Source organism: Chromobacterium sp. W521, from assembly GCF_052805975.1.
This window is the reverse complement of sequence record NZ_JBRBAF010000021.1, coordinates 20,886-44,913: the sequence shown is the minus strand read 5'-3', so window position 1 is coordinate 44,913 and position 24,028 is coordinate 20,886. Positions and strand designations below refer to the sequence as shown.

General features: G+C 65.8%; 21 protein-coding genes. 12 read left to right on the top strand and 9 right to left on the bottom strand.

The window, feature by feature from the left end:
* Nucleotides 1-11: 11 nt before the first annotated feature.
* Nucleotides 12-1,796, bottom strand: coding sequence for a protein-disulfide reductase DsbD (gene dsbD, locus ACUXV1_RS22260; RefSeq protein ID WP_446016603.1), 1,785 nt, complete (start codon nucleotides 1,794-1,796; stop codon nucleotides 12-14).
* Nucleotides 1,797-1,906: 110 nt separating this feature from the next.
* On the opposite strand from dsbD, the gene ACUXV1_RS22255 reads away from it, so the two are divergent.
* Nucleotides 1,907-2,572, top strand: a complete 666-nt coding sequence (locus ACUXV1_RS22255; RefSeq protein ID WP_043642421.1) for a response regulator — start codon at nucleotides 1,907-1,909, stop codon at nucleotides 2,570-2,572.
* On the top strand, nucleotides 2,569-3,885 hold the full coding sequence (locus ACUXV1_RS22250) for an ATP-binding protein (protein ID WP_446016604.1): 1,317 nt from the start codon (nucleotides 2,569-2,571) through the stop codon (nucleotides 3,883-3,885). Before ACUXV1_RS22255 ends, ACUXV1_RS22250 begins: the two co-directional genes overlap by 4 nt.
* On the opposite strand, the gene ACUXV1_RS22245 is transcribed toward ACUXV1_RS22250, so the two are convergent.
* The 3 genes from ACUXV1_RS22245 to ACUXV1_RS22235 form a co-directional block, all read right to left on the bottom strand.
* On the bottom strand, nucleotides 3,860-4,957 hold the full coding sequence (locus tag ACUXV1_RS22245; RefSeq protein WP_446016605.1) for a ferritin-like domain-containing protein: 1,098 nt from the start codon (nucleotides 4,955-4,957) through the stop codon (nucleotides 3,860-3,862). The genes ACUXV1_RS22250 and ACUXV1_RS22245 overlap by 26 nt on opposite strands.
* A 37-nt stretch (nucleotides 4,958-4,994) precedes the next feature.
* Nucleotides 4,995-6,950 (bottom strand): hypothetical protein, encoded by a 1,956-nt coding sequence (locus ACUXV1_RS22240; RefSeq protein ID WP_446016606.1) that lies wholly within the window; start codon nucleotides 6,948-6,950, stop codon nucleotides 4,995-4,997.
* Nucleotides 6,951-7,123: 173 nt separating this feature from the next.
* Entirely contained in the window at nucleotides 7,124-8,728 is a 1,605-nt protein-coding gene (locus ACUXV1_RS22235) for an FAD-dependent oxidoreductase (protein WP_446016607.1), read from the bottom strand.
* Nucleotides 8,729-8,966: 238 nt separating this feature from the next.
* Between ACUXV1_RS22235 and ACUXV1_RS22230 the strand changes: the two genes are divergently transcribed.
* The 10 genes from ACUXV1_RS22230 (at nucleotide 8,967) to ACUXV1_RS22185 (ending at nucleotide 19,554) form a co-directional block, all read left to right on the top strand.
* Entirely contained in the window at nucleotides 8,967-11,576 is a 2,610-nt protein-coding gene (locus ACUXV1_RS22230; RefSeq protein ID WP_446016608.1) for a glycoside hydrolase family 15 protein, read from the top strand.
* Nucleotides 11,577-11,840: 264 nt separating this feature from the next.
* Nucleotides 11,841-12,845 (top strand): taurine ABC transporter substrate-binding protein, encoded by a 1,005-nt coding sequence (tauA, locus tag ACUXV1_RS22225; protein WP_446016609.1) that lies wholly within the window; start codon nucleotides 11,841-11,843, stop codon nucleotides 12,843-12,845.
* 16 nt (nucleotides 12,846-12,861) lie between these two features.
* Nucleotides 12,862-13,656: a taurine ABC transporter ATP-binding protein gene (locus tag ACUXV1_RS22220; protein ID WP_043642471.1), complete on the top strand. Its 795-nt coding sequence runs from the start codon at nucleotides 12,862-12,864 to the stop codon at nucleotides 13,654-13,656.
* A complete protein-coding gene (gene tauC / locus ACUXV1_RS22215) occupies nucleotides 13,643-14,506 on the top strand; it encodes a taurine ABC transporter permease TauC (RefSeq protein ID WP_446016610.1) in 864 nt (287 codons plus the stop codon). The genes ACUXV1_RS22220 and tauC overlap by 14 nt, the downstream gene beginning before the upstream one ends.
* Before the next feature lie 57 nt (nucleotides 14,507-14,563).
* A complete protein-coding gene (tauD, locus tag ACUXV1_RS22210; protein ID WP_446016611.1) occupies nucleotides 14,564-15,394 on the top strand; it encodes a taurine dioxygenase in 831 nt (276 codons plus the stop codon).
* 223 nt (nucleotides 15,395-15,617) lie between these two features.
* Nucleotides 15,618-16,292, top strand: coding sequence for a CsgG/HfaB family protein (locus ACUXV1_RS22205; RefSeq protein ID WP_043642407.1), 675 nt, complete (start codon nucleotides 15,618-15,620; stop codon nucleotides 16,290-16,292).
* A 74-nt stretch (nucleotides 16,293-16,366) separates the two neighbouring features.
* Complete coding sequence (locus tag ACUXV1_RS22200; protein ID WP_043642405.1) at nucleotides 16,367-16,723, top strand: DUF4810 domain-containing protein; 357 nt, start codon at nucleotides 16,367-16,369, stop codon at nucleotides 16,721-16,723.
* Between the two features lie 11 nt (nucleotides 16,724-16,734).
* Complete coding sequence (locus ACUXV1_RS22195; RefSeq protein WP_043642468.1) at nucleotides 16,735-17,394, top strand: DUF799 domain-containing protein; 660 nt, start codon at nucleotides 16,735-16,737, stop codon at nucleotides 17,392-17,394.
* A gap of 185 nt (nucleotides 17,395-17,579) precedes the next feature.
* Nucleotides 17,580-18,407, top strand: coding sequence for a S1/P1 nuclease (locus ACUXV1_RS22190; protein WP_446016612.1), 828 nt, complete (start codon nucleotides 17,580-17,582; stop codon nucleotides 18,405-18,407).
* Between the two features lie 49 nt (nucleotides 18,408-18,456).
* On the top strand, nucleotides 18,457-19,554 hold the full coding sequence (locus tag ACUXV1_RS22185; RefSeq protein WP_081555989.1) for an AAA family ATPase: 1,098 nt from the start codon (nucleotides 18,457-18,459) through the stop codon (nucleotides 19,552-19,554).
* 90 nt (nucleotides 19,555-19,644) lie between these two features.
* On the opposite strand, the gene ACUXV1_RS22180 is transcribed toward ACUXV1_RS22185, so the two are convergent.
* From ACUXV1_RS22180 to ACUXV1_RS22160, 5 genes are all read right to left on the bottom strand, one after another.
* Complete coding sequence (locus ACUXV1_RS22180; protein WP_446016613.1) at nucleotides 19,645-20,079, bottom strand: lysozyme; 435 nt, start codon at nucleotides 20,077-20,079, stop codon at nucleotides 19,645-19,647.
* Between the two features lie 214 nt (nucleotides 20,080-20,293).
* Nucleotides 20,294-21,115, bottom strand: coding sequence for a class I SAM-dependent methyltransferase (locus ACUXV1_RS22175; protein WP_043642396.1), 822 nt, complete (start codon nucleotides 21,113-21,115; stop codon nucleotides 20,294-20,296).
* Nucleotides 21,116-21,606: 491 nt separating this feature from the next.
* Entirely contained in the window at nucleotides 21,607-22,545 is a 939-nt protein-coding gene (locus tag ACUXV1_RS22170; protein ID WP_194427199.1) for an alpha/beta hydrolase, read from the bottom strand.
* Between the two features lie 298 nt (nucleotides 22,546-22,843).
* Nucleotides 22,844-23,425 carry a GNAT family N-acetyltransferase gene (locus tag ACUXV1_RS22165; RefSeq protein WP_043642391.1) on the bottom strand — a complete coding sequence of 194 codons (582 nt, stop codon included), beginning with the start codon at nucleotides 23,423-23,425 and terminating at the stop codon, nucleotides 22,844-22,846.
* Nucleotides 23,426-23,430: 5 nt separating this feature from the next.
* The gene (locus ACUXV1_RS22160) at nucleotides 23,431-23,976 is read right to left on the bottom strand and encodes a cysteine hydrolase family protein (protein WP_043642389.1); all 546 of its coding nucleotides are present in this window, start codon (nucleotides 23,974-23,976) and stop codon (nucleotides 23,431-23,433) included.
* Nucleotides 23,977-24,028: the final 52 nt, after the last annotated feature.

The following is a 24,028-nucleotide window of genomic DNA, read 5'->3' as shown; positions in this document are numbered from 1 at the left end:
GTGTGTTGAACTCAGCGGGCCTGTCGCGCCTGGTTCAGGCGTTCAAGGAAGGCGTCTGGGCTGAGCGCGCCGACGATGCGTTGGGCGCGGCGCTCCTGGCCGTCTGGGCCGATCAACAGCAGCGTGGGCGGGCCGATCACCTGGCGCGAGGCGAGCAGCGCGGCGCTATCCGGACCGGACTCGGTCACATCGGGACGCAGCAGTTTCATGCCGGCCAAGGCTTGTTGCACGCGGGGGTCGCCAAACACCTTGTGTTCGATTTCCTTGCAGGCCACGCACCAGTCGGCGTAGTAGTCCACCAGCGCCCACTGACCTTGGCGCGCGGCTTCGTCCAGGCCGTTTTGCAGCGCGCGGACGTCGCGCACGGTGACGAAGCCGAGCTGTTCCATGCCGGCGGCGGGAGCGGCCGCCGTGGAAATGAAGGCGAGCGGCCGCAGCGGATCGCTTTGCCCGGCGGCCGCGCCGATCAGCATCGCCGCCGCCCACAAGCTCAGCAGCGCCGCCGTGCCGCGCAGCGTCCATTGGCCTGGGCTGGCGCGCCAGGGCCGGGTCAGCGTCAGCAAGCCGACGGCGAGGGCGAACAGCCACGCGCCCCATAAGGCCAGGCTGGCCGCCGGGGGCAGCACGCGGCCGAGGAACCAGATGGCCATGCCCAGCAGCAGGAAGCCGAACACCGCTTTGACCCGGTTCATCCACAGGCCGGGGCGCGGCAGCAGCTTGGCGCCCAGCACGCCCACCAGCAAGAGCGGCACGCCCATGCCCAGGCCCATGGAGAGCAAGGCCAGGCCGCCTTTGAGCACGTCGCCGCTGTCGCTGATGTAGAGCAAGGCGCCGGCCAGCGGCGCGGTCATGCAGGGGCCCACCAGCAAGGCGGACAGCACGCCCATCGCCGCCGAGCCGCCCAGGGTGCCGCCGCGCTGGCGCTGGCGCTGGCTGGCCATGGCCAGCCGGTCGCGCAGCATGGCCGGCAATTGAAGCTCGTAAACGCCGAACATGGCCAGCGCCAGCAGGACGAAGAGCGCGGCGAACAGGCCCAGCGCCCACGGCGTTTGCAGCGCGGCCTGCAGGTTGGCGCCCATGCTGGCGGCCAGCGCGCCCAGCGCCGCGTAGGTCAAGGCCATCGGCAGCACAAAGGCCAGGGCGAGCACCAGGCCGCGCCGCGGCGTGGCGCCGCTGCCCACGATCAAGCTGCTGAGAATGGGCACCATCGGCAACACGCAGGGCGTGAAGGTCATCAGCAGGCCAAGGCCGAAGAAGGCCAGCAAAACCCAGCCTGTGCCGGATTGAGCCAGCCGCGCCGCCAGCGCCTGGTCTTCGCCCAAGGCCGGCGCGATGGGGACGGCGGCATCCATCCCTGTCGCTCCCGCCGCGCTGGTTTTAACGGCCTTGCCGCTTCCTGATAGTTCAACGGCGCGATGCTGCGGCGGATAGCACAGTCCGGCTTCGGCGCAGCCTTGCCAGCTCAGCATGAGGCGGCGCGCCTGGCCGGCTTGCACCAGTAGTTCCAGCCGCTGGTAATACACCTCGGATTCGCCGAAGAATTCATCACGGATGGTTTTGCCGGCCGGCATCGCCGGCGGCGGGACGCTGCCGACGGGTTCGGCCGCGATCTTGATGTTCTTGCGATACAGGTAATAGCCGTCGCGGATGTCCCAGCGCAGGCGGACTTGTCCGTCGCCCAACTCGCTGACGCTGAGGCGGAAGGCCTGTTCCGGCGGCAGAAAACCGGTTTGCGCCTGGGCGGCGGGCATCCAGAGAAAAAGCAGCAGCAACAGGCTGCGGAAGATGAGCGGCATTGCGGTCTCCATGGCGATGAATGCGCACAGCCTGGATGCCGGGGATTAAGCCGCCGTTAACAATGGGATAATCCGTCGTCGGCAAGCTGGCGGCGACAAGGAGGCAGGAAATGCGGGTGTTATTGGTGGAAGACAATGAGTTGATTGCGCTGGGCATCGTCGCCGGGCTGCGCGCTCACGGCCTGACGGTGGACGCGGTGGGCAGCGCGGCCCAGGCCGAGGCGGCGCTGGCGACGCTGGACGCCGATTTGATGATTTTGGACCTGGGGCTGCCGGACGAGGACGGCATGCGCTTGCTGGCGCGCTTGCGCGCGCGCGGAGAGGCGCTGCCGGTGCTGGTGTTGACTGCTCGCGACGCGGTGGAGGACCGGGTGGCCGGTCTGCGCGCCGGCGCGGACGACTATCTGCTCAAGCCTTTTGATCTGGACGAACTGGTGGCGAGGCTGCACGCTTTGCGCCGGCGCGCCGCCGGCCGTTGCGTGGATGTGATCGAGGACGGTCCGCTGCGGCTGGACCCGGTGCGCGGCGAAGTCTGGCTACACGGCCGGCCTGTGGCGCTGGCGCGCCGCGAACTGGCGCTGCTGGCGGCCTTGATGCAGGCGCGGGAGCGGATTCTCAGCGCCGAGCAGCTGAAGGACCGGCTCTATGATTACAGCGAGGAAATTGAAAGCAACGCCTTGAACGTGCACATCCACCATTTGCGGCGCAAGCTGGGGCCGGCGGTGGTGGAGACGGTGCGCGGCCTGGGCTATCGCTACGGCAGGGCCGGCGAATGAGTTTGCGTCTGCGCTTGCTGTTATGGATAGGGGTGTCGCTGTGCCTGCTGTGGGGCGGCGTGGCGGCCTGGACGCTGCATGATCTGGACCGGCAGATGCGGCTGACGCTGGACCGGCGGCTGGCGATGTCCGCGCAGATGGTGGCCGGGCTGATGGAGCAGTTGCCCGCGCCGCCGCCGCGCGCCGTGCCGCGTTTCGAGGGCATAGGCGCCGGCATTGCCTGTCAGATCGTTTCCGTGCGCGGCGAGGTGCTGGCGCGCACGCCGGGCGCGCCGGACACCCGCGCCGATCCGGCGCCGGGCTATGCCGAACAAACCCTGCGCGGCGAGCGCTGGCACAGCTATACGGTGGTGGCCAACGGCTTGCGGGTGACCACGGCGGACCGGCTGACCGAACGCGACGCGATGTTGACGGATATCCGCTGGGCCGCCGCCGTGCCCTTCCTCGCTGCCTTGGCCGGCAGCCTGGTGGCCTTGTGGCTGGGCGTGAGCCGGGGCTTGAGCCCGCTGGAGCGGCTGCGCCGCGCCTTGGCGCGCCGCGCGCCGGAAGCGCTGGAGCCGGTGGCCACTCAGGGTTTGCCGCGGGACGTGTTGCCGCTGGCGGACAGCCTGAATCAGCTGCTGCGGCGCGTGGGCGAGGTACTGCAACGCGAGCGGCGTTTGACCAGCGACGCCGCCCATGAGCTGCGCACCCCGCTGACGGCGATCAAGACTCACCTGCAAGTGGCGCGCATCACCCAGGGGCCGGACGCGGCGCAGGCGATTGCTCATGCCGCCGAAGGAGCGGACCGTTTGCAGAACACTTTGGGGCAGTTGCTGATGTTGGCGCGTTTGGAAGGGGCTTTCGATTGGGAAGAAGGCCCGCCGGCCCGCGCAGACGAGGTGGCGCGGCTGGCGATGCGCGACGCGGAGCCCGCACCGCCGCGGCGCATTGTCTGCGGCCCGTTGCCTGAGGCCACGCTGGCCTTGCCTCAGGCGCTGGCGGCCACCGCGCTGCGCAATCTGCTGGACAACGCTTTGCGGTATTCGCCGCCGGACGCGCCGGTGCGTTTGGAGGCCGCGCTGAGCGAGACGGGCTTGCGTTTTGAAGTGAGCGATCAGGGGCCGGGATTGACGGCGGCTCAACGCGAGCAGGCCGCGCAGCGCTTTTGGCGCGGGCGGCATGCCGGCGCCGGCAGCGGCCTGGGCCTGTCCATCGTCTCCGCGATCGCAGGGCGTTTTGGCGGCCGTCTGGAGCTGCTGGCCGGCGAGGAGGGCGGGCTATGCGCCGCCCTGACGCTGCCGGCGCTCAGCTCGACTGATGCAGGCGCATGAACGGCGGCGCGGCCACCACGTCCGGCACGCTGCTGTTGACCGGGTGCTGCATCACCTTCTGCGCCACCAGCTTCAGCTCGTACATGATGCCGATGGCGGCGTCCAAGTGCCGCGGCTCGCCGTTGAAGGTGCGGTCCAGCGCGGCCAGCAGGTTTTGGTAGGCCTGGTAGAACTGGGCGCCGCTGACGGCCGCGCCGCTGCCTGCCGGGTAGTCTGAAAGCGCGGCGTTGGGCAGCAGGTTGAACACCCCGGTTTCGTCCAGTGGCACCGGCTCCCCGGTGTAGGACCAGCCGGAGGGGCTGGAATAGTCCCGGATCAGCCGTTTGCCGTAGTAGATTTCGCCAAACTTGAAATAGTGAGCGTAGCCGCCGCCGGCCTCGTCCTTGGGATTGATCCAGTCCTCCTCCACCTGTATGCCTTCGCCCTGGCGCACGATGGTGTCTATCACCGCCCGGGCGCTGGCCATGTCGTAGACCTTGCCGTCTGGACAGTCGGGCACCTCGTGCGGGAACCACTGGCTGACGTCCACCTGTTCGTCCAGTCGCGGTTGGGCGAAGCAGTCGTGGCCATGGTTTTCCAGGTGTTGCAGCCGCTCCAGAATGGCCTGGTAAAAGCGGCCTATGGAGTCGAAGCCGGACTGGTTGTCGACATAGGCCTGGGTTTCGCCGGGCAGGATGGCCTGGGTGTCCGGACGTTCTATCTCCATGAACACTTCCTGCGCCTGCTGCCGGCTCAAGGCCTTGAGGGTGACGATGAGGCCGGTATCCACGCACATCGGCAGCGGCCCAGGGTAGTTGAGCGCCAGGCCGTCTTCGACGATGCGTGGGTTGCCGCCGATGGCGATCAAGGTGTTGGCGGCCAGGGTCATGTGCAGCATTTCCTCCACCACCACCGATTGCACCAGCGCGCGCGCTTCCTGGTTCTGGCCGGGCTTGATGGAGAACAGCGCGGTCAGATAAGTGGGGATGGTGGACAGCTCCAGCCGCACCGCGCCGGCCAGCATGGTTCGCACATGTTGGATGTGGTCGGCCTGACGCAGTTCGTCCATCAGTTCTTGGCGTATCTTCAGCATGGCTTGGTTTCCTTGGAAAGGGATGCCGGTTGGACGGTCAGGCGTCGTTGCCTTTGCGGCTCTTGCTCGTGCTGAGAGAGCCGCGAGTGGCGGCGATATCGGCCTCGCTGGGCGGCGCGCTCTGGCGCAGCGGGCAGCGCTTGCCGTACATCCGCTGGCGGTCGAAGGTTTTGCCGGTGAGGTCTATGACGTTCTGGAAGTAGTTGATCAGCATGCGCCGCTTGCTGGCGGACAGATCGCGCGTCACCGGCATCTGGTCCGGGTCCTCGATGGGCTTGTCGAAAACGAAGCGCATGATGAAGGCGCTGGCGTCGGCTACCGCTTGCTTGGAAAAGTCGAACAGGCCCTGGCTCATCACCGGGTAGAGGTTGGCGTATTGCTGCAGGATGGGCTGCACGTCTTCCCAGCGCGGATTGTCCAGGTCTATGTCCTGGCCCGGCTGCGGGAAGCTGCTGAAAACCACCACCGCGAAGTTGTCGAAGGGCTGTTGCAGCGCCGGATCGGAGCCCGCCAGATTGTAGGCGATGGTGAACAGCTGGCCGTCCATGTATTCGCGCGGGGTGCCGAAGCTTTCCGGCCCGTGCAGGGTGACGGCGGCCCGGCCGGCCTGGTCGGTGATCGGCTCCGCCGGGCTGATGCGGATGGCGGCGTTGGGCACGTTGTTGACCGGCAACAGCGCGCGCGGGGTGGTGCCCTGGGTTTTGTCGGTGGGGGTGTCGCCGTAGTCCAGCATGGGCGCGCCGGCCCAGAAAGCCAGCGCCGCGCCGGCCAGCGGCTGACCGTAACGCGCCGCGTAAACGTGGGTGTGCTGGTGGTTTCGGTCCGGATGGTTGGGGTCCAGGCGGATGGCGAAGTCTTCAGCGCGCACCTCGTTGCCCAGCAAGGCCTCGCGCACGCAGACCACGGCGCGTCCCTCCACGCCCACCGGCTGGACGATGGCCAGCGGCAAGGGCTGATTGGCCAGCCGCAACTGTTCCTCGGTCAGCGGCACCGATTGGATGCCGGCCTGCTGGTCTTGCAGCGCTTGCGAGGTGTCCACGCCGGCGATGACGGTGTAGTCGTCAGGCCCTATCTCCGCGTCCTGCGCCGTCCATTCATTGTGCAGGACGGCGTATTGCAGCGATGGCAGCGCCGCCACCTGGAAGCGGCTGTCCAGCGGCAACGCGTTGCTCAGGTCCACTTGCAGGCTGGCGGTGTCCTGATCCAGCCAGGAGGAGAAACAGCCGATGCCGTTCTGGCTGGCAAGGTCGTTGCCCTGCTGCGTGGTCGGCATGAAGCGGCGGCCCAGGATGAAGGAGCGCGGCTGGCCCAGATAGGCCGGACCGATGGCGCCGAGCACGGTGCCGTAACCGAAGCCGGGATCGCTGTAGTCGGTGCTGTAGCCGTAGGTGGACAGCCGGATGGAGAGCCGGTCCTGTTCGCTCAACTCGATCAGGCGCGCCAGCAGCGGGCTGTCGAAACCGTCCAGATGCCACTGGATATTGATGAGCACGGATTGAAAGAGGGCGGAGGCGGCGCTGTCGCCCTGGCTTTGGGCGCGGGAAAACCACAGATCGCGGAAGGGGTTGCTCTGATAGTCGGCGGTCATCAGCGGCGTGCCGTCCGGCTTGAGCAGCGACACCGCGAGGCCGTAGATGCTGGAGGCCAGCTGCCAGTCCGGGTCCAGGTCCACCATCTTGCCGGACGGTTTGCCGATGGCGTTGCCCACGCTACAGGACAGCAGCGGGTCTTGCGCCGGATTGGTGACCAGGATGCCGCTGGGTCCGCGCAAGCTGGTCACTTGGCAGTTGGCGAAGCGCATGATGGCGGTGCCGGTGGGGTGCCACCAGCCGTTATAGGTTTTGGTGCGCCCGTCCGCTCCCGCTTGTTGGTATTCCTGGAAACGCGGCTCGAAGGTGGCGTTGTCGTAATGGCGCGGGTCGTTGTTGACGGTGGAGACATCTGACTGGAACTGGCCGGAAAAGGCCAGGCGGGGAAACTGCAGATAGCTCATATTGGCTCCTTGCTGGCCGGAAAATCCGCGAACGGCTATGGCTGGCGATTTAATTCCATAGGCATAGCGCGGGTATAGGCAGCGCTGACCATAAGGGCAATGTTCTTTAGGACAGGTGAATGCCGGGAGCGGTGTGGCCGGTGCTTTGTGAGCCCCGGCCGGAGTTGGGTGCTCTACTCCGCGCCCAGCGACATCGCGTGGTTGAACACATTGCCCGGGTCGTACTTGCGCTTGATCGCCACCAGCTCCGGATACAGCGCGCCGTAATACAACTCGCCCCAGCTATAGCCAGGGGTTCCCGGCCGCGCGCCGTTCAACATGTCCACATCCGGGTAGTTGATGTAGCAGCCCTCGTAAGGCGAATCCGGCAAGGCCGCCGAACTTGGATACGGCGTGCCGTTGAAGCCGTCGGCGGCGTAGACGGCGTCGAAAAACGCCCGCATCCAGCTCACGTGCATGGCATCGTTGGCCGGGTCGGTCCAGTAGCTTTGGTACTGCAGCTTCATTACCGAGGCGCGCTGAGGCACCGCGGTCTGGTTGTCGGCCGGGTCGAAACCGTTGTTGCCGGGGCTGCGGTGGTTGATCGCGCCGCCGTAGGAGTCCACCTGTAGCAGCGATTGGGCCAGATCCTGGTTGTCGGGGTCGGAGCTAAGGTGCTGGTGGATGGCCTTGCACTCCGCCGGGCTGAAGTTCCGCTTCATATAGGCGGACTTGTACTTGCCGCGCTGATTGCTGCCTGAGCCGTTCAACGTTTGGGTGGCGTACAGCCAGTCCATCGCCTGTGTGTGCTCAGGCAAGGAGCCGGTATTTTTTGGCGGTGAGCGGTGCGGAATGTGGGGCAGATGGCCGCCGCCGGGCAGATAGGTGTTGAGCAGTTGCGGCTGGGCCACTTGCTTGATGCGCCGGTAGAAATCGTTGAACGGCGCGGTGTGATTCAGCTTGCCGTCCCTGTCGGTGTATTGCACCACCAGGCCCAGGTTTTTGGCGCTGATGTGGGTGAGCTTGAGCAGGCTGAACAGGCCGTAGCCTTCGGGCTCGCTGTCCGCCTCCTGCCAATATTGGCCATAGGTTTGCAGCAAGTCGCTGAAGCGGCCCAAATCCTTGAAATCGTCCCAGCTGAATTGCAGGAGCTGCACGCCCACCTGCTGCGGCGCCGGCGGCAAATCGTCAAAGTAATAGCTGGTGATCAGGCCCACGTTGCCGCCGCCGGCCCCCTTGCACAGCTTGAGCAAGTCGGCGAATTCATTGTCGACGCGGGCGTGTACCTTGCGCACCTTGCCGCCGTCCGCCAGCAGAATGTCCACTGCGCTCAACCAGTCCACGGTTAGGCCCTGCAGCCGCGATAGCAGGCCGTAGCCGCCGCCGCTAATGTGGCCGCCGGCGCCCACTGAGTAGCAAGAGCCGCCGGGCATGGTCTTGCCGGTGAGTTTGTACAGGCCTACGTAGCCGTCCCAGTTTTGATTGCCGGCCAAAAGCTGGAAGCCATAGCGCCGGCCGTCCGCGGCTATGTCGCGGCGTAGGCCGGAGAGCTGGCCGATGTCTATGATCAGGCCGCCGGGGTTGTTGCTGACGAAGCCCTCGTAGCAATGGCCGCCGCTGCGGATAGTGGGCTTGAGCTTGTGGTCCAGCGCGTATTGCAGCGCGGCGACGACTTCGGCTTCATCGCTGCAGATGATGATGCCGCCCGTGGCCTGGCCGGCAGCCGGCCAGCGTAGATTGAAGCCTTTTTTCAGCGTTTCGTAACGGTGGTCGTCCGGGGTGATGGCGTGCAAGCCCATGTCTTGTTCTCCTTTGAGTCGGCCGCAAGGGCGGCGCCCATGCGTTTTGCATGACATTGTTTTATAGGCGAGCCGAAAGCGGAGAAAGCTGGCAAATGCTGAGCGTGGGAGGATTTGAGTGTTTTATCGCTTCATTGCGGGTGCTCAATGCTTGAAACAGCTGGGTTTTGTTCTGGCATGAAATGACATTTGTATGTTGCTTTGCTACGCTCCCTGCCAAATTCAGGAGCGAGCGGACATGATCAAGCAATGGATGGGCCTGGCCCTGCTGTTGGGCGGTTTGAGCGGCGCGGCGCAGGCCGGCGAGGCCTTTGGCGCGCCGGGGCTGACGGCGGTGCGCGGCCCGGCGGCGAAGTCTTTTGTGGGCGTGGCGGCGGAGGGGCCGTCGCGGGTGTATTTCACTGGCTACCGCGGCGTGGTCTCCGAGGTGTTCTACCCGGCGGTGGATACTCAGGCGGCGGTGGACTTGCAATTCTTGGTGGGCGATGCCGGCGGCGGCTTCGTTGATGAGGAAAAGCAGCAGGATTACCGCGTGCAGCGGCTGCATCCGCGCAGCATGAGCTGGCAGGCGCAGACAGGCAACGCGGCCCATCACTGGCGCATCAGCAAGCGCATCTTCACCGATCCGGCGCGTGACGCGCTGATCCAGCGCGTCACCTTCAGCGCGCTGGATGGCCGCCGCGTCGGCGATTTTCGCCTCTACCTACTGTTCAAGCCTTATCTGGACAATGCCGGCGCGGGCAACAGCGCCGCCACCCTGACGCGTGTTGGCGGCGATGCGGCCTTGGCGGCCAGCCGCAATCAGCGTGCTTCGGCGCTGCTGAGCAGCCTGCCTTGGAAGACGCAGAACGGCCGCCGCATGGTGTCCAGCGGTTTTGTCGGTTTGAGCGACGGCTGGACCGATCTGTTGGGCGGCGCGGCTGACAAGCGCATGGACTGGACTTTCGATTCCGCCGGCAACGGCAATGTGGCGCAGATGGGCTGGCTGGATGCGGGCGACCCGCGCGCCACCAGCGTGTCCTTCGATGTGGTGCTGGGATTCGGCGCCAGCCAGGGGCAGGCGCTGGACACAGCCGCCGCCGCGCTTGGCGGCGATCTGGACGCGGCGCAGCGGCGCTACGACGCAGGCTGGCAGGCCTACGCCGCCGGCCTGTCCGATCAGGGCGGCAGCGCCGACGATGGCTACTACCTGGCGGCGATGACGCTGAAAACCATGCAGGACAAGGCCAGCGGCGCGATGGTGGCCGGCCTGGGCACGCCATGGGGCGCCAGCCAGGGCGATGCCAACGCCGGCGGCTACCACCTGGTGTGGCCGCGCGACCTGTTCAAGTTCGCCAACGCCCTGCTCACCGCCGGCGACCGCGCGACCGCAGCGCGCGTGACGGATTATCTGTTCAATACCTTGCAGCAGCGTCGCGACTGCGGCGCGGCGGAATACGACGCAGCCGGCTGCCCGGACGGCTTCAGCCGCAATGGCCGTTTCCCGCAAAACGCCTGGGTCAGCGGCGCGCAGTATTGGCAGGGCACCCAGATGGACGAGCAGGCCATGCCCATCCTGCTGGCCTGGCGGCAGGGACCGGCGGTGTACTCGCCGCTGTGGCCGCGCATCAAGCTGGCCGCCGACTACATCCTGAGCGCCGGGCCGTGGACCTATCAGGAGCGCTGGGAGGAGAACAGCGGCTACTCGCCGTCCACGCTGGCGGCGCAGATCGCCGGGCTGGCCGCCGCCGCCGACATCGCCCGCGCCAACGGCGACGATGCCAGCGCCGCGCGCTATCTGTCCGCGGCCGACTACTGGCAGCAGAATGTGGACGCCTGGACCTTCACCCGCAGCGGCGGCTTTGGCGACGGCCGCTATTTTCTGCGCCTCAACCCGTCCGCGCGCGCAGGCGGGATGAGCCGCGCAGGCCAGGCGCCGGCGCTGGGGCCGGATACGCCGCAAACGCTGGAAGTGAAAAACGGCGGCGGCAGCCGCGACGCGCGCCGAGTGGTGGACGGCGGCTTCCTGGAACTGGTGCGCATGGGGGTGAAGCGCGCCGATGATCCGGCTGTGCTGGCCACGCTGGGCATTTACGACGCGGTGCTGGGCCAGCGGCTGGAGCTGCCCGGCGCGCCGGCTTTGCCGGTCAACGCCTGGTTCCGCTACAACTTCGACGGCTATGGCGAGCGCAACGACGGCGGCGATTTCGCCGGCAGCGGGGTGGGCCGGCTGTGGCCCATCTTCACCGCGGAGCGCGGCATCTACGAGATTGCGCGCCAGGGCGGCGGCGCGGCCGGCCAGCCGTATCTGGCCGCGCTGAAACAGCTGGCCACGCCGGAGGGCATGCTGCCGGAACAGGTGTGGCCGCACAGCGCGGTGCTGCCGGACGGCTGGGCGGTGGAGACGCCAGCCGGCAACCGCGCCGGTACGCCCACGCGTTCGATCGCGCCCCTGAGCTGGGCGATGGGCGAGTACATCAGCCTGCTGGCCTCCATCCGCGCCGGCCGCGTCGTGGATTTGCCGGAAGCCGCCTGCGCGCGTTACTACGCCTGCCGCGTTGAACCCAAGGCCGGTGAGGCGACGGTGGAGATCCAGGCCGCCGCTGATACCAGTTGGGGACAACAGCTGTATGTAACCGGCGCGGCCCGCGCATTGGGCAATTGGAACACGGACCTGGGCCTGCCGGCGGATGCAGCGGCTTATCCCTTGTGGAGAACCAGGGTCAATCTGCCGGCGGGCCAGCGGATCGAGTACAAGTACTACCGCAAGAACGCCGACGGCAGCGTGAGCTGGGAGCAGCGAGCGGGCAATCGCGTGTTGCAGGCGCCGGCTGGCGGGCTGACGCTGAACGATCAGGTGAAGTGGTGAGGCGGGTCGGGATTCAATACGCTATTGATTTATTTGGAATATTGAAAGCAAATTTAATTACTTTTTGATATTAAACATGGCTTTTATAGTGTGCTGAGTCTATCACCACTTTGAGCTTGTTTACGATCTTGCGAGCTAGGGCGAGACGAGGCGAGAGCCGCTGAGGGAGCGGAGTGTACCCAGGTACCTCAGCATTCCAAAGCGGTTCTCAACCCCGCCCCGCCGACGCGCAGCAGAGCGTGAGCCGGTTCTCAGGAGCACGCCATGTCCATATCCCGCCGTTCCCTGCTGGCGCTCAGCCTCGCCAGCCTCTCTCTCGCTGCCTTGGCGGCAAACGCCGCCGAGGCGCCCATCGTCATCGGTTATCAGACCGGAGTCGATCCATCCAAGGTGGCCCAGGCCGACGGCCTGTACGAAAAAGCCATCGGCCGGCCGCTGCAGTGGCGCAAGTTCGAGAGCGGCGCGGAAGTGCTCGCCGCGCTGGCTTCCGGCGACGTGCATATCGCCGATCTGGGCTCCAGCCCACTCAGTGCCGCCGCCACCCGCCAACTACCGATCCAGACCTTTCTGATCGTCGCCGAGATCGGCAACTCCGAGGCGCTGGTGGCGCGCAAGGGAAGCGGCATCAAGACCCCGCAGGACCTGATTGGCAAAAAAGTGGCGGTGCCCTACGTCTCCACCACCCATTACAGCCTGCTGGCCGCGCTCAAGCACTGGAAGCTGGACCCGGCCAAGCTGTCCATCGTCAATCTGCGCCCGTCCGAGATCAGCGCCGCCTGGCAGCGCGGCGACATCGACGCCGCCTATGTCTGGGACCCGGCGCTGAGCCAGACGCTGAAAACCGGCTCGGTGCTGGTTAATTCCGAACAAGTGGGGCAATGGGGCGCGCCCACCTTCGAAGCCTGGGTGGCGCGCAAGGACTTCGCCGCCGCTCAGCCGCAGGCATTGGCCGCCTTCGCCAAGGTGACTTTGCAGGCCTTCGCCGATTACCGCGCCAAGCCGGCGGCCTGGAGCGTCGGCTCGCCGCAGGTGGCCAAGATCGCGCGGCTGACCGGGGCCGATCCGGCGCAGATTCCCGGCTTGCTTGCCGGCAGCCGCTTCCCGCTGGCGCAGGAGCAGCTGTCGCCGCGCTTGCTGGGCGGCGGCACCGCCAAGGCGCTGCGCGACACCGCCTTGTTCTTGAAGGAACAGAAGAAGGTGGAAACGGTGCTGCCGGATTATCAAGCCTATATCGAGCCGCGCTTCGTGCGGCTGGCGCAGACGCGCTGAGCGCGAGGAGGCCGCGATGGCGAGCTTGATCGTGGAAAACGCCGGCGTCAGCTACGCCGGACCGTCCGGTCCTGTGCAAGCCTTGGACCGGGTGTCGCTGGAGCTGCACTCCGGCGAAATCGTGGTGGCCTTGGGGCCGTCCGGGTGCGGCAAGTCCACTTTGCTGGGGCTGATGGCCGGTTTCCAGGCGCCCAGCCAGGGCCGGGTGCTGGCCAACGGCCGCCCCGTGCGCGGGCCGGGCGCGGATCGCGGCGTGGTGTTCCAGGACGACGCGCTGATGCCCTGGCTCAACGCCGAAGACAATGTGGCTTTCGGCCTGCGCCTGCGCGGGGTGCCGCGCGAGCAGCGGCGGCTCGAGGCGCGCCGCATGTTGGGCTGGGTGGGGCTGGAGGCTTTCGCCGGCCACGCGCTCAGCCAGATGTCCGGCGGCATGCGCCAGCGTCTGGGTCTGGCGCGCGCGCTGGCGGCCGATCCCGATTTCCTGCTGCTGGACGAACCGCTGGGCGCGCTGGACGCGTTGACCCGGGAAAAGATGCAGTCGTTGATCCTCAGCCTGTGGCAGCGCAGCGGCAAGGGCATTTTCCTGATTACCCACAGCATTGAGGAAGCGTTGTTCCTCGGTACCGAGCTTTTGGTGCTGACACCGCGCCCAGGCCGTATCGCGCTGCGGCAGAAGCTGGGTTTCGCCCATCGCTACGCCGCCGGCGAATCGGCGCGCTCGATCAAGGCCGATCCCGCCTTCATCGCCATGCGCGAGCATTTGCTGGACTGGATTTTCCGCGCGGAGGAGGCCGACCATGCCGCCGCTTGAACTGACTGAATTGGGCCCGGCCGCGCAAGCCGAGCTAAGCGCGCCGCCGCCGGCACATCCTCCCGTCCCTGGCCGCGCCGCCTGGCGCCGGCGCTGGCCCAGCGCGCTGTCGGTGGGCGGCCTGCTGTTGTTGTGGTGGGCGGCCAGCACCGGCGGGCTGGTGTCGCCGCTATTTCTGCCCGGCCCTGCTCAGGTGGCGACGAGGCTGGCGGATCTGGCGGTCAACGGCTTCATGGACGCCAGCCTGTGGCGTCACGCCGCCGCCAGCCTGGGCCGGGTGGGCCTGGCGCTATTGCTGGCCGCGGCCACCGCGGTGCCGCTGGGCATGTTGATGGGCCTGAGCCGGCGCGCGCATGCGGCGCTGGACCCGCTGATCGAGTTTTACCGGCCGGTGCCGCCCTTGGCTTATCTGCCCTTGATCGTGATCTGGTTCGGCATCGGCGAGGTCAGCAAAGTGCTGCTGATTTATCTCGCCATCTTCGCGCCGCTGGCTATCGCCACCGCCGCCGGCGTGCGCCGAGCGGACCCGGCGCGGCTGCAGGCCGCGCGCTCGCTGGGCGCCAGCCGTGGTCAGCTGCTGCGGCTGGTGGTGCTGCCCAGCGCGTTGCCGGACATCCTGACCGGGCTGCGCATCGGGTTGGGCGTGGGCTGGTCCACGCTGGTGGCGGCGGAGCTGGTGGCCGCCACCCGCGGCCTGGGTTTCATGGTGCAGTCCGCCGCCCAGTTCCTGGTCACCGACGCGGTGATCGCCGGCATCCTGATCATCGCCTGGATTGCGTTGGCGCTGGAGCTGGGGCTGCGTTGGGTGGAACGGCGTTTCGCCGGCTGGGCCGCGCCTGAGCGTTTCTGATCTGATTTTCGTTTTTCTTGGTATTGAATCCGCCGCGCGGATAGGGAGCACACATTCATGAGCCTGCAACTGCAAGCCCTTAGCCCGGCCCTGGGGGCCATTGTCTCCGGCGTGGACTTGAGCGCGCCGCTGTCCGACGCCGAGCGCGACGCGATTGAAGCCGCGCTGCTGCGTCACCAGGTGCTGTTCTTCGAGAACCAGCCGCTGACGCCGCGCCAGCAGCGCGACTTCGCCGCCCGCTTCGGCGATCTGCATCTGCATCCGGTCTACCCAACGGTGGCGGAGCAGCCGGAAATCATCGTGCTGGACACCCACGTCGACAACTTGCCGGACAACGACAATTGGCACACCGACGTTACCTTCATCACCACCCCGCCGTTGGGCGCGGTGCTGTCGGCGCGGCAGCTGCCGGATGTGGGCGGCGACACGCTGTGGAGCAGCAACAGCGCCGCTTACGAGGCCTTGTCGCCGGCCTTGCGCACATTGCTTGACGGCCTCAGCGCCGAACACAGCTTTATCTACTCTTTCCCGGAAAGCCGTTTTAAGGACACGCCGCAATACGCGCGCTGGCAACAGGCCAGCCGTGATCATCCGCCAGTAGTGCATCCGGTGGTGCGGACCCATCCCGTCACCGGCCGCAAGGGCTTGTTCGTCAACGAGGGCTTCACCACTCGGATTCTGGAGCTGGCACCGCGTGAGAGCGAGGCCTTGCTGGCACTGCTGTTCGCCCACGCCGCGCGGCCGGAATTCACCGTGCGCTGGCGCTGGAAGGAAAACGACCTGGCGTTCTGGGACAACCGCGTCACCCAGCATTACGCGGTGGCGGATTACCTGCCGCAGCGGCGAGTGATGCACCGCGCCACCATACTAGGCGACCGGCCACGTTGAGCGCGGTCCACTCCAGTGCAAACCACCCGGCCACGGCCGGGTTTTTTCATGCCTTTGGTTTGGCGGTGTGGCGCAGCGGCGCCAGGGGCCGCTTGCAAGCACTGGCTAGACTGGGTTCAGCGCAGATAAGTCGTTGCTGTTTTGGCATAAATTGCGTCGACCCTGCACGTGGCAGTTAGTATGATGTTCGACTTTCTGTGTTGGATGTTTTGAGAGAATAACAATGAAGATCGCAAAGAAATGCCTGGTACTCGCCATGGCCGCGGCCGCAGGGTTGAGCGGCTGCGCGACGGAAAGCTCGCGCGCGCTGACGGTGGCCCAGGTGGAAACCGCCGGCAAGCCTTACGCCGGCCCACGCTCTCCTATCGCGGTGGGCAAGTTCGATAACCGCTCCAGCTATATGCGCGGCATTTTCTCCGACGGCGTGGACCGTCTGGGCGGCCAGGCCAAGACCATTCTGATCACCCATTTGCAGCAGACCAACCGCTTCAATGTGCTGGACCGCGACAACCTGGAAGAAATGAAGCAGGAAGCCGCGTTTAGCAAGCAGGCGCAGGCGGTCAAGGGCGCCGCCTATGTGGTGACCGGCGATGTGACCGAATTCGGCCGCAAGGAAGTGGGCGACCATCAGCTATTCGGCATTCTCGGCCGCGGCAAACAGCAGATCGCTTACGCCAAGGTCAACCTCAACATTGTCAAGGTGGCCACCTCGGAAGTGGTGTACTCCACTCAGGGCGCCGGCGAGTACAGCCTGTCCAACCGGGAAATCATCGGCTTCGGGGGCACCGCCAGCTATGACTCCACGCTGAACGGCAAGGTGCTGGACCTGGCGATGCGCGAGGCGGTGAACAGGCTGACCGCGGCCATAGATTCCGGCGCCTGGCAGCCAGGTAAGTAAGTCGCTCGTAATTTTCGAATGGCTCCAGGGCGGGCTGGCAGCCCGTCCGCCCCAGTTATTGCAAGGTGAACATTATGAAACACAAGATGGCGAAAACGCCGCTATGGGCGCTGGCCCTGTTGGGTGGCGCATTGTTGACCGGCTGCGCCAGCCAAAGCTCGCTGTATCAGTGGGAAAGCTACCAGCCTCAGGTCTATCAGCACTTCAAGGGCGCGGCGGCTGAAGAGCAGGTCACCGCGCTGGAGCGCGACCTGCAGAAGATCCGTTCCAGCGGCAAGACACCGCCGCCGGGCTACCATGCCCATCTGGGCATGCTGTACGCCAACCTGGGCAAGGACGATCAGATGGTCCAGCAGTTTCAGACCGAGAAGCAGCTGTTTCCGGAGTCCGCCGCCTATATGGACTTCCTGCTGAAAAAAGCCAAGAAGTGAAAGACCGCACCATGATCAAACGCATTGCCCAATGGCTGGCTTGCCTGGCCATCGCGGCGCTGGCCACCGGCTGCGCCACACCCAAGTCCTACGACTACACCGCTTACAAGCAAAGCCGTCCTCGTTCCATTCTGGTGCTGCCGCCGTTGAACGAATCGCCGGAAGTAGCCGCCAGCCTCAGCATGCTGTCGCAAGTCACCATGCCGCTGGCCGAAGCCGGCTACTATGTGCTGCCGGTGACGCTGGTGGAAGAAACCTTCAAGCAGAACGGCATGAGCACGGCTTCGGACATCCACGGCGTGGCTCCGGCCAAGCTGAAGGAAATCTTTGGCGCGGATGCGGCCCTGTACGTGACAGTGAGCAAGTACGGCACCAGCTACAGCGTGATCAGCAGCGACACCATCGTGTCCGCCAGCGCCAAGATGGTGGACCTGAAGACCGGTGCGGTGCTGTGGACCGGTTCCGCCTCCGCTTCCAACAATGAAGGCAACAACAATAACTCCGGCGGCCTGGTGGGCATTCTGGTGACCGCGGCCTTGAAACAGATCATCAACACCGCCACCGACGCCAGCCACGATGTAGCCGGCATCACCAGCCAGCGTCTATTCAGCACCGGCTATAACGGTGGTTTGCTATATGGCCCGTATTCTCCCAAGTACGGTACCGACTGAGTCCACAATGGATAGGTAGCAGACACCCCGCCCGGCAATGCCGGGTTTTTTTGCGCCTGCGGTTTATCTTCACGTGAAATCTGAATGGCATTTTAGTTTAATGATTTTCAGGTAATATGCGTTCGCCATAAAAGTGGCCGGCATTTCGCCGGCCGCGGTCCATCACAATCAGAAGAGAAACCATCATGAAGAAACTCACGCTTGCCATGCTGCTGTCCGCCGCTTTCGCGCTGCCCAGCGCCCAAGCGCTGGCCTGGGGTCAGGAAGGCCACCGCATCACCGGTTATATCGCCCAGCAATTGCTGAGCCCTCAAGCCAAGGCCGCGGTCAATCAATTGATCCCCAACGCGGACTTCGCCCAGCTGGCCCTGTACATGGACCAGCACAAGCAGGAATTGAAGCAGCAACTGCCGGGTTCTGATCAATGGCATTACAACGACGAGCCGGTGTGCGACGGCGTGGAAGAGGACGACTGCCCCAGCGGCAACTGCGCGTCCAACCAGATTGCGCGCTACAGCAAGGTGCTGGCCGACAAGAGTGCGAGCAAGTCCGCCCGCGCTCAGGCGTTGACCTTCCTGCTTCATATGATCGGCGACATTCACCAGCCTTTGCACGCGGCCGACAACCACGACCGCGGCGGCAACGACGTCCGCGTGCGCCTGGCCGGCAGCAGCAAGGTCAGCAATTTGCATTCGGTGTGGGACACCGCGCTGGTGCAGCAAGCGCTAAACGGCGCCAACGAGCAGAGCTGGGCGGCGCAGGACCTCAAGTACTACGCGCGCAACATCGCCGGCTGGCAGAGCGGGCAGATCAATGACTGGATCAAGGAATCCAACCAGTACGCGCGCAGCGAGGTGTACGGCCCGCTGTCCAACTTCAGCTGCGGCAGCGCGCCCAGCGACGTGGCCTACCTGGACCGCACCTACCAGACCGCCGGCGCTCAACTGGTCAAACAGCAACTGGCCAAGGCCGGCGCGCGCATCGCCATGGTGATCAACCAGGCGCTGCAGTAAAACGGCGCGTCCGCGCTAGAATGGCGGCTCCGTCGTCACCGGAGCCGCCATGTCCATTCACGAGCTCAGCCTCAAGGGTTTTCGATCCATCCGCCAACTGCGGTTGGTACTGGAGCCCCTCAATGTCGTCGTCGGTCCCAACGGTTGCGGCAAATCCAATCTCTACAAAGCGGTACGCCTGCTGCACGAGGCTGCTTGCGGTCGCCTGTCCGCGGCGCTGGCGGAAGAAGGCGGCATTCAGAAGGCGATGTGGGCCGGCGGCCTGCGCCGCGGGGACCGCAAGGGCGAGCCCAAGCGCATGACGCTGGCGGCGCGGCTGGCCGATTACGACTACGAATTGCAGCTGGGCTACCCCGAGCCCAGCCTCAGCCTGTTCTCGCTGGACCCGCTGGTGAAGGAGGAGACGCTGTGGCTGGCCGGCCAGGGCCGCCGCCCTTCGGCCCAAGTGCTGGAACGGCGCAATCAAAGCGCCTTTCTTACCAGCGTGGACGGGGTCAGGACTACCTATCCATTGGGCCTGCAAGCCGAGGAATCGGTATTTGGCCAGTTGTCGGAGCCGCATCTCTATCCCGAAGTATCGCAAGTGCGCGAGACGTTGCGGCGCTGGCGCTTCTATCATGAGTTCGCGGTGTGGCCCGGCTCGCCGCCGCGCGCGCCGCAGGTGGGCATCCGCTCGCCGGTGCTGGCGCACGACGGCGGCAACCTGGCGTCGGCCTTCCAGACCATCGTGGAGATCGGCGACGTCGAGCTGTTGCGCAGCGTGCTGGCCGACGCCTTTCCGGACAGCCGCTTCCAGGTGGAGGCGCTGCATGGCCGTTTCCAGATGCTGATGCAGCGCGACGGCATTCTGCGGCCGCTGGAGGCGGCCGAATTGTCCGACGGCACCCTGCGTTTCCTATGCCTGGCGGTGGCCTTGCTCAGCCCGCGCCCGCCGGCATTCATGGCCTTGAACGAACCGGAAAACAGCCTGCACCCGGACTTGCTGCCGGCGCTGGCGCGGCTGATCGCCGAGGCGGGCCGCCACAGCCAGCTGTGGGTGACCAGCCATTCGCCGCGGCTGGCGGAGCTGATTGCGCGTCACCGGCCGCTGCGCCGTTTCACGCTGACGCAGCGCGACGGCGAGACGGTGCTGGCGGACGAGGGTTGAGTTGCGGCTGAGATGTGTTTCTGCTTATACGCCGACTGCGAAAAAGCCCAAGCATTCGCTTGGGCTTTTTTCATGGCTCAGACCACTCGCTCAGACCGGTTGCAGAAACAGCGCTTGCTCCGCCGCGCGGCGGCGGGTGAGGCCAGGCAAGACCTTGCCGCCGGCCTTGTTCCAGCGAGGGAACTGGGCGGCCGCGCCGGCGTAGTCGCGCTGATTGAGCAGGCGCAGCAGCGTGGAGTTCTGCAGCGAGCCCAGGCCCAGGTTGTAGCTGAAGCTGACCAGCGCGTCGAACTGGTTCTGATGCAGCGGCACCTGAACCAACCGAGTGACGCCGGTTTCAAAGCGGCTCAGGTCGCGCGCCAGCAGCGCGTCGGCCTGGGCCTGGGTGATGACCAGGCCCGGCGTCACGTCCGGACCGGTATGGCCGTAGCCTATGGTCCAGACGCCCACCGCGTCCTGGTAAGCCTTGAGGCGCAGGCCTTCGAATTGCTGGATCAGTTTGATGCCGTTGGCGCTGATATTCATGTCGGGCTCCTGGGAAGGGCCCCCGGCGGACGCGGAGAGACGCTCGAAAGAATCTGAGGCGGGAGGAGAAGCGGGCGGGGGCGAGGCCGGCCGCGCGGGGCGGTCCGGGTGCGTCGTCCCCATTATGCTTAGGGCCCGGAAACGGGCCGAGGCGACGGGTGTCAGTGGCAATGACGCCGCAACCCGCGAATCATTAAAGCCTTTGAACTGGCTACTAGTAAACGAAGCGTTCGCGCAGGTCTTCCAGGTTCAACTCTTTCAGAATCGCCTCCTGGCGTTCGCGCGCGCTGTTTTTGCGCTGGCCGGTGTATTTGGCGATGATCAGCTCGTTCTTCATCGAGTGCTCCCAGCCCACCAGTTCGGTGACGGTGAGTTGATAGCCGCGCGCTTCCAACTGCAGGCAGCGCAGCACATTGGTCAGATGGCTGCCGAACTCGCGGGTATGGATGGGGTGGCGCCATATTTCGGACAGCGGAGTCAGGCCGAAGCTCTGGTTTTTCTTCTGACGCAGCACGCCGGCCACTTCCGCCTGGCAGCAAGGCACCAGCACGATGTAGCGTGCGTTCTTGGCCAGCGCGAAGCGGATGGCGTCGTCGGTGGCGGTGTTGCAGGCGTGCAGCGCGGTGATGATGTCCACCTGCTCCGGCAGTTGGTCCGAGGTGATCGACTGCTCCACGCTCAGGTTCAAAAAGCCCATGCGCTCGAAGCCCAGGCGGGCGGCCAGTTCCTGCGAGCGGCTGACCAGTTCCGGCCGGGTTTCGATGCCGTAGACGCTGCCGGCGGCTTTGTCCTTTAGGAACAGGTCGTAAAGGATGAAGCCCAGATAGGATTTGCCGGCGCCGTGGTCGGCCAGGCTCATCTCGCCTTTTTCCGCCAGCACGTCGGCCATCAGCGGTTCGATGAACTGGTACAGGTGGTACACCTGCTTCAGCTTGCGGCGGGTGTCCTGGTTGATCTTGCCGTCGCGGGTCAGGATGTGCAGCTCTTTGAGCAGTTCCAGCGATTGCTGCGGTTTGATCTCGGGAATCAGGCTCATGGCGGCCTCCTGCGAAAAACGAATCGCCGGATTTTAGTCCAATTCGCGCCAGCGCGCTTGGGAGCTGTTTCTGATCCTTCCGGTTCGGAACCATTGCCCAATGCCTTGAATCCGCTGCGCGGATGATGATTTAGGGCCGGTTCCGCCGTGACCGAGCGAGGCAAACGCAGCGTCGCGAGGGAATAAAACGGAAAGGGAAATTTGCGCGGCCAAATTCCCCTATCACTGAGCGAATCAAAGATTCGCAGGTAGTCCCCCAAAGGCCGCCCAGCAAGCCTGGCCTGCGGCTTCCCGCTGGGTTCCGTCAGGTGCCGAGGCGCGACTGAACTCGCGATTTGCTAGCGTCAAATCGCTCAAACAGGGCCGCCGCTTAAGACCTCGGGCCTGCCACCCGTCGGCAGGCTTGAAGGGGGGTGGGGCGCGTCGAATACGCGGTTTCCTGCCTAGCTAGCAAGGTTTCAAAGTGCTGAAAAAGAATTGTGAACAGGTTCTCAGGCTGAACCCGCGCCGGCCGGTTGCGCGCTTATCCGCTCCAGCCAGCACAGCATGTCCTGCTCCACTTCCACCCGGTTGGTTTCGTTCAGCATTTCGTGGCGGCCGCCGGGGTAGACCGTGGTCCGCACGTCGAGCAGGCCGGCTTCGCGGTAGCGGATTTCCAACTGGCCCAGGCCCAGTTTGCCCAGGCTGACCGGATCGCGGCTGCCCGCCAGCAGCCAGACCGGACAGCGGCGCGGCAGGCTGTCGCCGCTCGCCTCGCCACGCTCCATGGCGATGATGCCGCCGAACAAATCTATCCACAGGCCGGGGCAGGGGTCGAAGCCGCACAGCGGGTCCGCCAGGTATTTATCCACTTCCGCCGGGTCGCGGCTCAGCCAGTCCATGCTGGTGCGGGCGGGCAGGAAGCCCAGGTTGAAGCTGCCGAAAATCAGCCGCGCCAGCAGCCGGCTTGGCCGTTCCGGGCTGCCGCAGCGGGCCACCAGCCGCGCCAGGCCGCGCAGCAGCCAGGCCAGCGGCCGCTGGCGGTAGCCGGTGGCGGACAGCGCCAGTCCGGACAGCGCCGCGCCGTGGCGCAGGAAATAAGCGCGGGCGATGAAGGAGCCCATGCTGTGGCCGAACAGCGCCACTGGCAGGCTGGGGTGGCGCTCCGCCGCGTGGCGGCGCAGGGTCTCCACGTCGGCCACCACCTTATCCCAGCCGTTCTCGGCGGCGAAATAGCCGCGCATCCGCGGCGCGGCGCCGTGGCCGCGGTGGTCGTGGGCGTAGACCGCGTAGCCGGCGGCGGTCAGCGTTTGGGCGAAGCGGTGGTAGCGCACCGCGTATTCGCTCATGCCGTGGGAGATCAGCACCACGGCGCGGGGCGCGCCGTCCGGCAGCCAGCAGGCGGCGTGCAGGGTTTCCCCGTCGTCGGCGTTCAGGTGGAAGGTTTGCATGGCGGTGAGCCCTTTTATGGCCTGTTTTGACTACGCCGCGGCATCAGGGTTGCGGTGGAGCGGCGGCTTCACAGCAGAACATGGGGCGACGATGCTGGCAAGCGCTATCCAAATGTCCTTGCGTTTGCGTCGCCATCGAGAGGTTGATGCTGGATCACGCCGAAAAGGCGTAAGTGCGCGGCAAGGGGGTGTGGGCTTTGCTGGAGACTTTGCCGCGGTGCTTGCAGGAGGCGTGGAAAGGTTGGAAACCGTCACGTCATGAGCCCGCCGGCTTGGCGGGGAGGTGGCGGACAATCTTTCAGGCCAGCATGTGTTCCGGGTCGAAGTCCGGGTTGAGCCGCGAGGTCAGCACGTGGTCGCGCCAGCCGCCGTTCAGATAGAGGTAGTTCTTGGCGTGGCCTTCTATCTCGAAGCCCAGGCGTTTGAGCAGGCCGGCGCTGCGCAGATTATGCGGCTGGTAGTTGGCTTGGATCCGGTGCAGCCTGAGGGTGTCGAAGGCGCAGCGTATCACCGCTTCCAGCGCTTCGCGCATCAGGCCCTGGCCTTGGCAGTGTTGGTCCAGGCCGTAGCCCAGGTGGCAGGATTGAAAAGCGCCGCGGCTGATGTTACTGAGGCCGACGCTGCCGATCACCCGTTCCGGCTCGGCGTGCAGCGCCAGCAGGAAGCGGCCGCCGCGGCCTTCTTCCCAGTCGCGTACGCGCTGGCGCAGTTGCATGGTCCAGTACAGCTCGGTGAAGAACATGTCGCCGGGCTTCGGGTCCCAGGGCTCGAAGTGCTGGCGGTTGCGGACGTGGAAATCGAGCATTGCGCGCGCCAGCGCGGGCTGCGCCGGCAAGAGCAGCAGGCGCGGCGTGCTGAGGGTGGGTTGGACGATGGGCATGCGGGTCAGGCGTTGGCGGGGAAGGCGATCTCGGCCGCCGCGCGCAGCAGGATGGGCACGCCGAAACTGCCCAGCTTGGGCAGAGTGGCGTTTTCATGGGCGCGGATCTGGGCGGCGCTGGCATGGTCCTTGTCGTGGGTGGTGTGCGCGTCGCTGACCAGGATGATGGCGTAGCCGTGGGCCGCCGCGCTGCGGGTGGTGGTGTCGATGCAGAATTCGCTGGCGTAGCCGGCGATGACCAATTGGCCGACGCCCCATTGTTGCAGCTGCTCATGCAGGCCGGTGCGCAGGAAGGAATCCGGCGTGGTTTTGCGCAGGTAGTGGTCGTCCGGCTGCGCGTCCAGGCCGCGGGCCAGCCGCCATTCCGCCGAGCCGTGGGTCAGCGGCGCGCTGGCGCGTTCGTGCTGGACCCATACCACCGGTGTTCCCGCCGCGCGCGCGGCGGCGGCCAGTTGGTTGAGGCGGGCGATGACGGCGTCGGCCTGGTCGGCGCGCGGTTCGTGGTCGAACATGCCGCTTTGCACGTCGATGATCAGCAGGGCGGTTTTCATCGGGGTTTCCTGTCGCGGGATTGAGTCGCCAATGTCATATGAAACGCGGCAA

What these genes read in the sequence shown, in the direction of transcription:
- ACUXV1_RS22185 (WP_081555989.1), top strand. Translation starts at nt 18,457, where the DNA reads ATGTCCATTCACGAGCTCAGCCTCAAGGGTTTTCGATCCATCCGCCAA.
- ACUXV1_RS22205 (WP_043642407.1), top strand. Translation starts at nt 15,618, where the DNA reads ATGAAGATCGCAAAGAAATGCCTGGTACTCGCCATGGCCGCGGCCGCA.
- ACUXV1_RS22200 (WP_043642405.1), top strand. Translation starts at nt 16,367, where the DNA reads ATGAAACACAAGATGGCGAAAACGCCGCTATGGGCGCTGGCCCTGTTG.
- ACUXV1_RS22240 (WP_446016606.1), bottom strand. Translation starts at nt 6,950, where the DNA reads ATGAGCTATCTGCAGTTTCCCCGCCTGGCCTTTTCCGGCCAGTTCCAG.
- ACUXV1_RS22170 (WP_194427199.1), bottom strand. Translation starts at nt 22,545, where the DNA reads ATGCAAACCTTCCACCTGAACGCCGACGACGGGGAAACCCTGCACGCC.
- ACUXV1_RS22160 (WP_043642389.1), bottom strand. Translation starts at nt 23,976, where the DNA reads ATGAAAACCGCCCTGCTGATCATCGACGTGCAAAGCGGCATGTTCGAC.
- ACUXV1_RS22165 (WP_043642391.1), bottom strand. Translation starts at nt 23,425, where the DNA reads ATGCCCATCGTCCAACCCACCCTCAGCACGCCGCGCCTGCTGCTCTTG.
- ACUXV1_RS22235 (WP_446016607.1), bottom strand. Translation starts at nt 8,728, where the DNA reads ATGGGCTTGCACGCCATCACCCCGGACGACCACCGTTACGAAACGCTG.
- ACUXV1_RS22195 (WP_043642468.1), top strand. Translation starts at nt 16,735, where the DNA reads ATGATCAAACGCATTGCCCAATGGCTGGCTTGCCTGGCCATCGCGGCG.
- ACUXV1_RS22180 (WP_446016613.1), bottom strand. Translation starts at nt 20,079, where the DNA reads ATGAATATCAGCGCCAACGGCATCAAACTGATCCAGCAATTCGAAGGC.
- ACUXV1_RS22245 (WP_446016605.1), bottom strand. Translation starts at nt 4,957, where the DNA reads ATGCTGAAGATACGCCAAGAACTGATGGACGAACTGCGTCAGGCCGAC.
- ACUXV1_RS22230 (WP_446016608.1), top strand. Translation starts at nt 8,967, where the DNA reads ATGATCAAGCAATGGATGGGCCTGGCCCTGCTGTTGGGCGGTTTGAGC.
- ACUXV1_RS22250 (WP_446016604.1), top strand. Translation starts at nt 2,569, where the DNA reads ATGAGTTTGCGTCTGCGCTTGCTGTTATGGATAGGGGTGTCGCTGTGC.
- ACUXV1_RS22190 (WP_446016612.1), top strand. Translation starts at nt 17,580, where the DNA reads ATGAAGAAACTCACGCTTGCCATGCTGCTGTCCGCCGCTTTCGCGCTG.
- ACUXV1_RS22175 (WP_043642396.1), bottom strand. Translation starts at nt 21,115, where the DNA reads ATGAGCCTGATTCCCGAGATCAAACCGCAGCAATCGCTGGAACTGCTC.
- dsbD (WP_446016603.1), bottom strand. Translation starts at nt 1,796, where the DNA reads ATGCCGCTCATCTTCCGCAGCCTGTTGCTGCTGCTTTTTCTCTGGATG.
- ACUXV1_RS22220 (WP_043642471.1), top strand. Translation starts at nt 12,862, where the DNA reads ATGGCGAGCTTGATCGTGGAAAACGCCGGCGTCAGCTACGCCGGACCG.
- tauD (WP_446016611.1), top strand. Translation starts at nt 14,564, where the DNA reads ATGAGCCTGCAACTGCAAGCCCTTAGCCCGGCCCTGGGGGCCATTGTC.
- tauA (WP_446016609.1), top strand. Translation starts at nt 11,841, where the DNA reads ATGTCCATATCCCGCCGTTCCCTGCTGGCGCTCAGCCTCGCCAGCCTC.
- ACUXV1_RS22255 (WP_043642421.1), top strand. Translation starts at nt 1,907, where the DNA reads ATGCGGGTGTTATTGGTGGAAGACAATGAGTTGATTGCGCTGGGCATC.
- tauC (WP_446016610.1), top strand. Translation starts at nt 13,643, where the DNA reads ATGCCGCCGCTTGAACTGACTGAATTGGGCCCGGCCGCGCAAGCCGAG.